Source organism: Dietzia sp. Cai40 (assembly GCF_014145165.1).
In the GTDB taxonomy this organism is placed as follows: domain Bacteria; phylum Actinomycetota; class Actinomycetes; order Mycobacteriales; family Mycobacteriaceae; genus Dietzia; species Dietzia natronolimnaea.
In genome coordinates this window covers 1-11,315 of sequence record NZ_JAALEB010000153.1, presented here as the reverse complement: position 1 = coordinate 11,315, position 11,315 = coordinate 1, and the positions used below count along the sequence as shown (strand labels likewise).

General features: G+C 68.4%; 10 protein-coding genes and 1 pseudogene. 8 read left to right on the top strand and 3 right to left on the bottom strand.

Going from position 1 to position 11,315, the window contains the following annotated elements; translation table 11 throughout:
* Window positions 1-57 precede the first annotated feature (57 nt).
* A complete protein-coding gene (locus tag G6022_RS17140) occupies window positions 58-1,068 on the bottom strand; it encodes a nuclease-related domain-containing protein (RefSeq protein WP_347238157.1) in 1,011 nt (336 codons plus the stop codon).
* A gap of 184 nt (window positions 1,069-1,252) precedes the next feature.
* On the opposite strand from G6022_RS17140, the gene G6022_RS06650 reads away from it, so the two are divergent.
* The 3 genes from G6022_RS06650 to G6022_RS06640 all read left to right on the top strand — a co-directional run bounded on the left by G6022_RS06650 (window position 1,253) and on the right by G6022_RS06640 (window position 4,781).
* A complete protein-coding gene (locus G6022_RS06650; protein ID WP_182639398.1) occupies window positions 1,253-2,503 on the top strand; it encodes an LLM class flavin-dependent oxidoreductase in 1,251 nt (416 codons plus the stop codon).
* The gene (locus G6022_RS06645) at window positions 2,500-3,195 is read left to right on the top strand and encodes a CE1759 family FMN reductase (protein ID WP_182691221.1); all 696 of its coding nucleotides are present in this window, start codon (window positions 2,500-2,502) and stop codon (window positions 3,193-3,195) included. The genes G6022_RS06650 and G6022_RS06645 overlap by 4 nt, the downstream gene beginning before the upstream one ends.
* 254 nt (window positions 3,196-3,449) lie before the next feature.
* Window positions 3,450-4,781 carry a hypothetical protein gene (locus G6022_RS06640; RefSeq protein ID WP_182639401.1) on the top strand — a complete coding sequence of 444 codons (1,332 nt, stop codon included), beginning with the start codon at window positions 3,450-3,452 and terminating at the stop codon, window positions 4,779-4,781.
* A gap of 6 nt (window positions 4,782-4,787) precedes the next feature.
* Here the strand turns inward: G6022_RS06640 and G6022_RS06635 are convergent, their stop codons facing one another.
* Window positions 4,788-5,054, bottom strand: coding sequence for a hypothetical protein (locus G6022_RS06635; protein ID WP_241731089.1), 267 nt, complete (start codon window positions 5,052-5,054; stop codon window positions 4,788-4,790).
* A gap of 44 nt (window positions 5,055-5,098) precedes the next feature.
* Window positions 5,099-6,022, bottom strand: a complete 924-nt coding sequence (mca, locus tag G6022_RS06630) for a mycothiol conjugate amidase Mca (protein ID WP_179525714.1) — start codon at window positions 6,020-6,022, stop codon at window positions 5,099-5,101.
* Between the two features lie 115 nt (window positions 6,023-6,137).
* Between mca and G6022_RS06625 the strand changes: the two genes are divergently transcribed.
* From G6022_RS06625 to G6022_RS06605, 5 genes and pseudogenes are all read left to right on the top strand, one after another.
* Complete coding sequence (locus G6022_RS06625) at window positions 6,138-6,590, top strand: DUF4307 domain-containing protein (RefSeq protein WP_182691219.1); 453 nt, start codon at window positions 6,138-6,140, stop codon at window positions 6,588-6,590.
* A gap of 122 nt (window positions 6,591-6,712) precedes the next feature.
* The gene (gene greA / locus G6022_RS06620; RefSeq protein ID WP_017835774.1) at window positions 6,713-7,210 is read left to right on the top strand and encodes a transcription elongation factor GreA; all 498 of its coding nucleotides are present in this window, start codon (window positions 6,713-6,715) and stop codon (window positions 7,208-7,210) included.
* Between the two features lie 92 nt (window positions 7,211-7,302).
* On the top strand, window positions 7,303-9,543 hold the full coding sequence (locus G6022_RS06615) for an AAA family ATPase (protein WP_179525716.1): 2,241 nt from the start codon (window positions 7,303-7,305) through the stop codon (window positions 9,541-9,543).
* On the top strand, window positions 9,540-10,883 hold the full coding sequence (locus G6022_RS06610; protein ID WP_182617703.1) for a hypothetical protein: 1,344 nt from the start codon (window positions 9,540-9,542) through the stop codon (window positions 10,881-10,883). The genes G6022_RS06615 and G6022_RS06610 overlap by 4 nt, the downstream gene beginning before the upstream one ends.
* Window positions 10,880-11,315: pseudogene (locus G6022_RS06605) on the top strand (SGNH/GDSL hydrolase family protein); the annotation flags it as partial. The gene G6022_RS06610 and the pseudogene G6022_RS06605, both read left to right, overlap by 4 nt.

Sequence of the window (11,315 nt, the reverse complement as noted above, 5' to 3'; positions counted from 1 at the left end):
CTCACCAACCCACCAGGCGCCCACCGCACCCACCCCGCCTGACGGGCGACTCCGGGTTCAGCGGTGCCACGTCGTGGATCGCCTGGCGACCTCGTGGATCGCGTCGATCTCGCGTAATCCCAGTCGCTGCGGCTGCGACGTGAGGAATCGCCTGATGCGGCGACGCTGAACCACTGCCACGGCACCGTCCGCGGGCTGGGTCTTCACTGTGAATCCCCCTCGAGCTCCCACCACCGCGATCATCCCGACGACCGGGACCGGAAAGCCGACCTGCTCCGCGAGCAGACGGGATGCCCGCCTCGCCTCATGCCGACTGTTGCGGATGTACGGAACCCGGCTGCCGTTGACCATGAAGGTGTCCCCGCCCACCCAGATTGCCGCCTTGGGGTGATTCTTGGAGTTCACGGTGAAGACGCCGCCGGGGCCGATCACCACGTGGTCGATATCGGCACCCCGCTCCCCCACGCGTACGGCGTGCAGGATCCTCCACCGGGCGTCCAGGCCCGCCAGCTGTTCGCCGACGGCCTGCTCACCGTCCGCGCCGATACGCCAGGCACGCTCGTCGGTCTTCGCGTCGACCAACCGGGCGAGCACATGGCGCACCATCCCCTGCGCCTCCCGCTCGGCGAGCGCTCGCTCGCGTGCGGCCGCCCCCGCACGAGCATCGGCGAGATCGTGCCACCTCGGTCCGGATGCCGTGGTTGGCACGGTGGTGTGCTCGCGCGACGGAGTTGGCGATAGACCGGTCACCGCCGCGACCGGCCCCGACTTCGACGACGGCGGTGTCGACGACGAGGACGGTGACGGTGACGGCGCAGGCGCAGGCGCAGGCGACGGAACATCGGTCACCCATGGTGGTCGGCTCGACTGCTTCGCCGATTCGCGGTGCCGGCGGGCGCCCAGGTGGTCCTCGATCGCCTTGCGCAACAGCGGAAGGTTGGCGAGATCGTCAGAGTGGTAGCGGCCGGTCGCCAGGTCGAGATAACCGAGGTCGGTTCCGCCCGGCGTGGCGGCATAGACCCGGTCGTGGCCGAAACGGGACCACCTTCGGACGATCCACTCGGTCACCGGGCCTCCTTGCGGCAGTCGTGATGGCGATCGCCGAATACTCACATCCCGAGGCCACGGCGCGGAGGAGAACTCGCGAACCGAGAGGCGCCAAGGGTGAGGCGGAATACTCCCCGACCCCCTTTTGTTTGACATGTCAGCAAGTTAGGATGGAACGCACCAACAGACTGAAAGGCTCGCCATCATGCAGTTCGGGATTTTCTCCATCGCCGACATCACACCTGATCCCCTCACCGGGCAGGTGTCGACCGAGCACGAGCGCCTCGAGGCCGTCGTCGAGTACGCGGTCCAGGCCGAACAGGTGGGCCTGGACGTCTTCGCCCTGGGCGAGCACCACAACCCGCCCTTCGTCACGTCCTCCCCCACCACCACCCTGGGCTACATCGCCGGGAGGACCTCCGACATCATCCTGTCCACCGCCACGACGCTCATCACCACCAACGACCCGGTGAAGATCGCCGAGGACTACGCCATGCTGCAGCACCTCGCCGGGGGCCGGGTCGACCTGACCATGGGACGCGGCAACACCGGCCCGGTGTACCCGTGGTTCGGCCAGGACATCCGACAGGGGCTGCCGTTGGCGATCGAGAACTACGAGTTGCTCCACCGCCTGTGGCACGAGGACGTGGTGGAGTGGGAGGGCAAGTTCCGGACAGCTCTCCAGCAGTTCACGTCCACCCCGCGCCCGTTGGACGGCGTCGCGCCCTTCGTCTGGCACGGGTCGATCCGCTCGCCGCAGATCGCCGAGCAGGCCGCCTACTACGGGGACGGGTTCTTCCACAACAACATCTTCTGGCCGATCAGCCACACCAAGCAGATGGTCGAGCTGTACCGACGGCGCTACGAGCACTACGGTCACGGGTCCGCGGATCAGGCGATCGTGGGGCTGGGCGGTCAGTTCTTCGCGCGCCCCAACAGCCAGGACGCGGTCAACGAGTTCCGCCCCTACTTCGACAACGCCCCGGTCTACGGCCACGGCCCGTCGCTCGAGGACTTCACCGCCCAGACCCCGCTCACGGTGGGGTCCCCGCAGCAGGTCATCGACCGCTACATGACCATGCGCGAGCACGTGGGCGACTACCAGCGCCAGATGTTCCTCATCGATCACGCCGGCGTGCCGCGTAAGACGGTGCTCGAGCAGATCGAGATCCTCGGCACCGAGATCGTCCCGGTCCTGCGTCGCGAACTCGACGCGCTGCGGCCGGCGCACGTGCCTGACGGGCCCACCCACGCGGCACGTGTCGCGGCACGTGACGCCGCGCTGGCCGCCGAGGGGGCGCCCGCGTACTCGGACGCTTACCGGTTCGGCACCGGCGACAATTGGACCGGACTGACCGTCGAGGGCGGACAGCGCGCCCAGGAGCAATCATTGGCCCGTGCCCGCCGCACCGAGTCCCGGCTCGCGCAGGCACCGGCGGGACGGGGCGACAAGTGACCGCCACCCACGCACCCGACGCACGGCCGCTGCGGCTGGTGGTGATCTCGGCGGGCACCTCGGTGCCGTCGAGCACCAGGATGTTGGCCGACCGTCTCACCTCGGCGACCCGTGAGGCCCTCGGGCGCCACGGGCAGGACGTCGACGTGACGGTCCTCGAGGTCCGCGGGCTCGCCCATGAGGTCGTGGACGCCACCTTCACCCGGTTCCCCGGCGACAAACTGCGCGCCGCACTCGAGGAGATCGCCCGCGCGGACGGGGTGATCGCGGTGACACCCACGTACAACCAGTCGTTCTCGGGCCTCTTCAAGTCGTTCTTCGACGTGATCGACCCCGGCACGCTGACCGGCGTCCCGGTGGCACTGGGTGCGACGGGTGGCACCGTCCGGCACTCGCTGTCGATCGACTTCGCGCTGCGCCCGATGTTCGCCTACCTCAAGGCGGACGTGGTGCCGACCTCGGTGTTCGCGGCCTCCGAGGATTTCGGGGCCGTCGCCACCGGGGGCGACGGCGACTCCCTGGCCTCGCGGGCGGACCGCGTGGGTACGGAACTGGCCGACTACATGCTGCGCTTCGCCGGGGTGACCGGCGGCGCGGTGGCGCCGACCCGGGCGGACGCGGGCCGGGGCCGGAGGAGCGACGACGACGAGTTCGGCGACTTCGTCCCGATGGGCGACCTACTGAAGCCTTGACTTCTCGGGGTCGGGACGTGCGACACCGAACCCGAGAACTCGATACCAGTTTTACACCTGGGCCGACGGCGCCGAAGCTACGTTTCCCGTTGTAACCGGTCCTCTTCATTTATTGTCGCGCCATGGGCGAAACGGGCGGTCCGGCGTTTGAATTCGGTCGAGACGAATACGAACAATGGTACAACAAGTAACGGTTCTCGCTGTTCGAACCTGCACTACGAACAGTCGAGCGCCTGATCGATCAGTGGTTGACGATGGAGCTGTCAGACGCAGACCGTGAAAAGTTCCGCATCTCTGCAACACGAGTGAAGGGCATGAACAGCTTATGGTCGAAAATCCAGAAGCCAAAATACTCGGCCAGGATTCGAACCCTGAAAGAGATTCCTGAGGCAGTGGACGACATAGTCGGACTACGGGTCACGTGCAACAACACCTGTGATCTCGAACTACTTCGCAATATAATGACTGACCTACCGAGCGATCTGAGTTCGGCAACATGGATCACGCTTCAGTCCAACAGTGAAAAGCTATACTTCCAGAGCCCCAAGAGTTCCGGATACCGGGCTTATCACGTTAACGTACAAACTCTCATTCATACTCCTGGGGATTGGGAACCGGTCACTGTGGAGATCCAAGCGAGGACCCTGCTGCAGGACGGATGGGGTGAGCTAACCCACGAAGATACATACAAGCCGGGCGTTCAGCTTCCTGCTCTTGCGACCACCCTCGCGCGCCGGATGGCCGATCTACTCGCAACCGTAGACGACATCGCTCAAGACCTCCGTGACGAACTCGATCGCCTCGCCGAGGTGTCCATTGCGTCCCCCTCCCCGATCATTTCAGGCAGCTCCAAGTCCGCGAACCAGGAAATCAGGCTGAGTAACGCCACGACAGTTTCCAACTCCGCCGCCGACGAAGCTCTGGTGTCGGAAGCGAGGAATGTCGCGTCGCGGCTGAGCAAACCTGCAGCACTAGCGTCGATCGCGCAGAACATCCAGGCGAGTTTCGATCGTGGGGATGCAAAGAACTGGGGATCCTTCGGCTCCCTCGCGTCATTGCTCCAAGCCGCGGTACCTGAATACGAGATCAACTACGATCCCCCTGGGTATCTCATCCCGCCGGGAACCTCCCTCGAGTCTGAGAGCAACGATGCGCCCACTCTCGTCCACCGACTGAAGTGGCGCGACAAGTTTGCTCCAGCCGTCTCCTCAGACCAACTCGGTCACATGATCGAGTCCATTTCGCGGGCCCTGAACCGGAACAACCTGGATATCCTTGGAATCCATGACACCCCGGTCGATACGAGGTTCCACAACGCCATCGTGAAGGCCGCTAGAGACTATTGCGAACTCAAGGGCACGACGGTCTCGCGTAGTCGGTTGAACTACCTGTCCAATTCCCTCAGAATGAGCGGCAAGTTGTCCCCCGACATGGCGCCGAGTGAAGTCGCCGAGGCCCTGAATTCATCACTCCTCGGCCGAGCGACGTTATTGGGCATGTTGCGCGATGACGAATCCGAGAAGCGCGAACTGAGGGAATGGACAGAACGAGCCCTGGAATCGATTGCGCCTGCTGACCCCGACTGAGCGAGGTCAGGAGCGATCGGCGTCCGGAGTGCGCTCCACGCCGGCTCGGTCCGTGCCCTCGTCGGCCAGTTGATCCGGCTCGGGGTGGTCGGTGTCGAAGGTCTCGGGCAGGTTCTTGATGTGCTTGTTCATGTTGCGGATCAGAAGGACCGTCGCGACCAGCAGGAGCAGGACCACGGGGATCCCGATCGGCGAGGCCTTGCCGAATTCCGGGCCCATCGGGTGGTCGTTGTACCCGGGCGTGCCCGGCGACTGGTTCTGCGCGAAGACCATCGAGGTCTGATACGCCAGGATCTGGACGTCCGGTCCCAGGGTGATCATCTCGGGTCCTCACTCGTGCTCGGTCCGACCGGGAGCGCGACGTACGGGTCGACGCCCTCGAACAGGTCTGACTCGTATTCTCCCTCAGCCCGCTCGGGTACGGCCACCCGGCTTGCCGCGAGTTCGAACTCCTCGGTGGGCCACACCCGCTGCTGCATCTCCACCGGGGCGGCGAAGAACCAACCGTTGGGGTCGATCTGCGTGGCGTGGGCCAGCAGTGCGGAGTTGCGTTGCTCGAAGTAGTCCGCGCACTCCACCCGGGTGGTCACCCGCTCCATGATGTCGGGGCGATCCCCCCAGCGGGACAGGAACTCCGCGAAGTGGCGGACGCCGTCGCGGGCGAACAGCTCCTCGTCGAGCAGCTCCAGACGGCTCTTGGGGAAGCCGTGCGTGTAGTAGACCTTGGCCACGGCCCACGGCTCGCCGGTGCCGGGGTAACGGGCGGGGTCCGCGGCGGCCTCGTAGGCGGCCATCGACGCCGAGTGCACCTTCAGGTGATCCGGGTGCGGGTACCCACCGTTCTCGTCGTAGGTGATGATCACGTGCGGTCGGAACTCCCGGATCCTGGCGACCAGGGAGCGGGTGACCTCGTCGTCGTCGGCAAGGGCGAAACATCCGGGAGGCAACGGCGGCAACGGGTCCCCCTCGGGCAGACCCGAGTCCTCGTAGCCCAGCCAGTGGTGGTCGACGCCGAGGATGTCCGCCGCGCGCGCCATCTCGCGGCGCCGTACGCCCACGAGATCGGCCACGACGTCAGGGCGGTCCATCGCAGGGTTGAGGATGCTGCCGCGCTCGCCGCCGGTACACGTCTCCACCAGCACGTTCACGCCCCGGGCCACGTACTTGGCCATGGTCGCGGAGCCCTTGGACGCCTCGTCGTCGGGGTGGGCGTGCACCGCCATCAGCCGGAGACCGGCCATCGTCGCACCTGCCGTTCATCAGAGCTCGGGGATCGGGATGACCCATTCTATGGACTCACCGGCCACCGGTGCCCCCGGGGCGGTCCGCCCGGGGCCCCCGGATACCCTGGGGATCATGAGTGAGCCGAGGCCGGACGTCGCGTCGCAGGCCGCGGGCGCCCCGCCCGCCGGGAGGTACGACGACACCGGGTCGGGCGTGACCGGCAAGGTGGTCGCCGGCTTCCTGGTCCTGCTCGTCGGCGCCCTCGTGGTGGCGGGCGCCGTCGCCGGTTACCGGCTCAGCGCCACCCCCACCATCTCCGGCGAGGTGATCGGCGTGACCGTCGTCGACGACGAACGGACCGACGTGGTGATGACCGTCACCCGGGACGATCCCGGGACCGCCGCCTACTGCATCGTTCGCGCGCAGGACCAGACCAAGGGCGAGGTCGGCCGCCGGGAGGTGTACGTGCCGCCGTCCGAGAACACCGCGATCCAGGTCGACATGTCCATCGCCACCTCGGCCCGCGCGTTCGTGGCCGACGTCTACGGCTGCGGCGACGACGTCCCCGATTACCTGCGCAGGTAGGGGTTCTCGGGCCCCGAACCAGGTCACCGCTGTGTTAGCATCGTCCCATCAGCACGGCTCCTTTCGCGGGGCCGTGTTTTTCGTACAGCAGCACACACACGAACAGATTGGAGTGCGCTCTCATGGCGAACGACACCCAGGGCTACTGGTTGACCCAGGATTCGTACGACCGCCTCATGGCCGAGAAGGAGGCGCTGATCGCCAACCGTCCGGTCATCGCCGCCGAGATCAACGAGCGGCGCGAGGAGGGCGACCTCAAGGAGAACGCCGGGTACCACGCCGCGCGTGAGCAGCAGGGCCAGGAGGAGGCGCGCATCCGTCAGCTCGACGACCTGCTGGCCACCGCCCAGGTCGGCGAGACGCCCACCGAGACCGGCGTCGCCCTGGTGGGCTCCGTGGTCCGCGCCTACTACAACGGCGACGAGGACACCAAGGAGACCTTCCTGGTGGGCACCCGCGGTGAGGGCTCCGGCAAGGACGACCTCGAGATCTACTCCCCCGACTCCCCCCTGGGCCGCGCGATCCTGGGCGCCAAGGTCGGCGAGAGCCGCGAGTACACCACCCCGAACGGCAAGTCCGTCTCGGTGACGATCGTGACCGCGGAGCCGTACCAGAGCTGACCGGCCACGACGGGCCCGGTGGTAGGTTCTTCACGACTATCGGGCCCGGTTCGACCAGCCCGATCCCGCGCCGGCGTTTCCAGGAGTCCCACGTGACAGACGGTTCCCACGACAGGCCATTCGGCCCGGCACCGAAGATCGAATCGGCGGCCGAGCAGGTCCTGGGACCGGCGCTGCGTACAGGGCAGTCACCGTTCGACGACGAGCTCTACACCTGGACCCCCGAGGTCGCGGAGGAGCTCATCCGCCGCCTGGACGGGGACGCCGAGGAGCACACGGGCGAGCACTCCGCGGACTCCACCCGCTCCCCCGTGATGCAGGCGCTCCACGACCAGCTGGAGGGCGCCCCGCGGCCGGTGGTGCTCCTGGCCGCCGAGTTGCTCTACATCCAGCAGCTGCCCCTGTCCACGGTGACCGCCCGCCTCAAGCGGGGACGGATCAGGGACGTCCTGTCCTGGATCGACGACGCCCCGGAGATCCCCGAGGTCCTCGACGACGCGCTCGGAGAGAAGGGCCCGCTCACCGGCGGGCTCGGGTTCAACGTCCAGATGCGCGAGCACCTGCGGTGGCTGTGCACGTTCGTCATCCACTGGGCCGAGCTGGAGTCCGCCGAACGCGACGCGGCGCTGACCGACCCGTGGGAGTTCCAGCGGGCCGCCCGCTCGACCCCCGGCGACTGGCGGGCCATCCGCTACAGCCTGCAGTACCTGGCCTGGCCCGGGTACTTCCAGCCGATCGTCAAGCACGAGCACAAGACCCGGATCCGCGACGCCTTCGCCGACCTCATCGGCGGGCCGTCCGGGATCGACGAGCTGGACATCGACCAGGACCTCCACCGGATCGCCGAGACGCTCTCCGCCCAGCTCGGCCAGCCCGTCGACTGGTACCGGGGTGCGATCGCCAACCAGTGGCAGCGCCACCGCGACGACCACTCCCGCCGTGCGTGGCTGGTCCGACCCGGACGCGGCGGCGTCGGTCAGGCCGGTCAGTGGGTCGCGCAGAACCGCATCGCGCTGCCCGCCTCGCACCTGCCGCGCATCCCCGCACACGCCAGCCGCCTCGAGGTGTCCCAGGCCGTCGAGCAGGGGTACCCGCACCTGGACTACCAGGCACGGTTCCAGCTCACCGCGGAGCTGCACACCTTCCTGTCCCGGATGAGCCCGCAGGACGTGGTGGCCACGGTCGCCGACGCCAAACTGCACCTGGGCACCCTCACCGACGACCTGGGCTACGTGGAGGACGGCGGCCAACAGCTCGAGCGCTCGGTGCGGTGGCACTCGGTCACGCTCGACCTGGACACCCTCCCCAGCCCGCTCTCGGAGCTGATCGGGGAGCCCGGCACCGTCGTGGACCTCACCGACGGCCTCGACGCGCTGCTCGCCACCATGCACCCCGGCCGGCACTCCGCCGAGTCCCAGGTGGCCGAGGCGCCGGGCGCCGGGACCGTGCCCACCCTCCCCGACATCACCGACGAGCTCGCCGACGGCCTGCACATGCCCCGCAAGGAGCTGCAGGAGATCGTGGACACCCTGCAGGAGCGGCAGCAGATCGTGTTCTACGGTCCGCCCGGCACCGGCAAGACCTACCTCGCGCAGGAGCTCGCGCGTTTCCTCGCCGGCGCCGACGACCCGAGCCGGGTCCAGCTGGTGCAGTTCCACCCCAGCTACGCCTACGAGGACTTCTTCGAGGGTTACCGGCCCACGCTCACCGAGTCCGGTCAGCCCGGCTTCGCCCTGCAGGCCGGGCCGCTGCGCCGCCAGGCCGCTCGCGCCACGTCGGACTCCGGGCGCGAGCACCCGAGCTTCCTCATCATCGACGAGATGAACCGCGCCGACCTGGCCCGCGTCTTCGGCGAGATGTACTTCCTGCTCGAGTACCGCGACCGCACGGTCCTGCCCCAGTACAGCCCCGACACCTCGTTCCGGTTGCCGCGCAACCTGTTCATCATCGGCACCATGAACACCGCCGACCGGTCGATCGCCATGGTCGACGCGGCCATCCGGCGCCGGTTCGCGTTCATGGAACTCCACCCGGACACCCCGCCGGTGGCGGGCGTGCTGCGACGTCACCTCGAGGCCCGCGGCGTGACCACCGAGCCCGCCGACCTGCTGGAGGCGCTCAACTCCGAGATCGACGACTCTGACCGCGACCTGCGGATCGGGCCGTCGTACTTCATGAAGGACCGGGCCACCGAACCCGGCGGGCTCGAGGCGATCTGGCGGTACGACCTCCTCCCGCTGCTCGAGGAGCACTACTACGGACGCCTGTCCCGCGCCGAGGTCCACGAACGCTTCGGGCTCGCGACACTGCGTCGGAAGATCGGCCGGGCGTGATCCCCGCCTCGGCGGGCTCCGCGGCGTCGGAGACCATCGAGTTCGACGAGTTCGATCGCCGGGGCCGGCTCGTCACCCTGAGCTGGGAGGGCGCGCAGCACCTGTCCCAGACCGGCCTGGTCGAGGTGCTGCCCGCCGGCCGTGACACCTGGCGACTGATCCCGTGCGGCAGCGTCGGCTCGGTCCGCGTCGAGGGTCTGTCGGTGCGGGTCCTGCCCGCGGCCAACCTGGGCCTGACGCAGTTGTTCTTCCTGCTCGACCACGCGGCCGACACCGCGTTCCTCCCGTCGGCAGTACAGGCGAGGGACGACGACGAGCTGTGGGTCTCCGTGGCCGAGTCCATGGCCGCGTTGGCGCACCAGGCCCTGTCGTCCGGGTTGCTGCGCGGGTACCGCAGGGTCGATGAGGCGCTGACCACCGTGCGCGGGCGGATCCGCCTGGGCGACCAGATCCGCCGCCACCCGGGAATGACCATCCCCCTGGAGGTCACCTACTCGGAGTTCACCCCCGACATCGCGGAGAACCGCATCCTGCGCACCGCCGCGCACCGCCTGCAGTTCCTGCCCGACCTGCCGGACGCCACCCGGCGGCGGCTGGCGATGGTGGACGCCCGGCTGGCGGACGCCACGCTCATCGGCCAGGGCGCCCCGGTCCCCGCCTGGACGCGGACCCGGCTCAACGCCCGGTTCCAGAACGCGCTCGCCCTGGCCGACCGGATCGTGCGCCGCATCTCGGTGGAGGTGGAGGACGGCCACGCGGCGTCGGCGGCGTTCGTCACCGAGATGCCGGCGCTGTTCGAACGCTTCGTAGAGGCCGAACTGACCGCCGCCCTCGACGGCTGTGGCGGACGGGTGCTGCAGAACCCCGTCGTCCACCTGGACACGGGTATCGAGCAGGGAGACGCCGGGGACGCCGGGTCGACCGGTGCCGCCGGCGGCAGGGCCGGTCGCCACAGCGCTCCCGACACCGAGGGCGACCACATCTCCGTGCCCACCGGCCTCGTGTACGAGGTCGACGGCGAACCGGTCACGACCTTCGTCCCCACCTATCCCACGGACCGCCGCGCCCGCGCCGCCGAGCACTACCGTCTGCTGGCGGCCTGCACCGCGCTCGGCGTGGACCGCGCGTACCTGGTGTATCCGGCCCAGCGTCGCGACGACACCCCGCAGCCGCGGCGGATCGTGCACACCGACATCTCGATCGTCGAGTACCCGGTGGATCTCTCGATGGGGCCACTGGAGAGCCGCAGGACTATCGTCGAGTTGTCACAGCAGGCCCGCGAGCTCGCGGTGCCGAGCCCCGCACGCCACCGCACCGGAGGGAGACGCCACGCCAGATGAGTCACGCAGATGATCCGGCACGGAAGGTCGTCGTCAACCTCGCGCTGGTCGCGGTGGGGACCGTCGGCGCCTACCGGGGTGCGTACGAACTCCTCGCCCAGCAGGCCAGGATCGCCCGACGGGTGATCCCCAAGCCCACCTCGCGACCCTTCCACGGCGACGGCCTCTACCGGCCCGGTGCCGTGACCGCGGAGCCGTGGCGACCCGGGATGACGTGCGACGTCCACATGGTGATCTTCGGCGACTCGCTCGCCGCCGGCCTGGGTGCCGACTCCCCCGGTGAACTGCCCGGGGTCCTCCTGGCGCGCGGTCTCGCCGAGGAATCGGGGTGGGACGTGCGGCTGAGCGTCAAGGCGATCGTCGGCGCCACCTCCAAGGGGCTCGCCGGCCAGGTCGAGGCCATGCAGATCGCGCACGGCGACCCCGACATCT

Coding starts and splice junctions, on each gene's coding strand:
- G6022_RS06650 (WP_182639398.1), top strand. CDS start 1,253: ATGCAGTTCGGGATTTTCTCCATCGCCGACATCACACCTGATCCCCTC.
- G6022_RS06640 (WP_182639401.1), top strand. CDS start 3,450: ATGGAGCTGTCAGACGCAGACCGTGAAAAGTTCCGCATCTCTGCAACA.
- G6022_RS06635 (WP_241731089.1), bottom strand. CDS start 5,054: ATGGTCTTCGCGCAGAACCAGTCGCCGGGCACGCCCGGGTACAACGAC.
- mca (WP_179525714.1), bottom strand. CDS start 6,022: ATGGCCGGTCTCCGGCTGATGGCGGTGCACGCCCACCCCGACGACGAG.
- G6022_RS06625 (WP_182691219.1), top strand. CDS start 6,138: ATGAGTGAGCCGAGGCCGGACGTCGCGTCGCAGGCCGCGGGCGCCCCG.
- greA (WP_017835774.1), top strand. CDS start 6,713: ATGGCGAACGACACCCAGGGCTACTGGTTGACCCAGGATTCGTACGAC.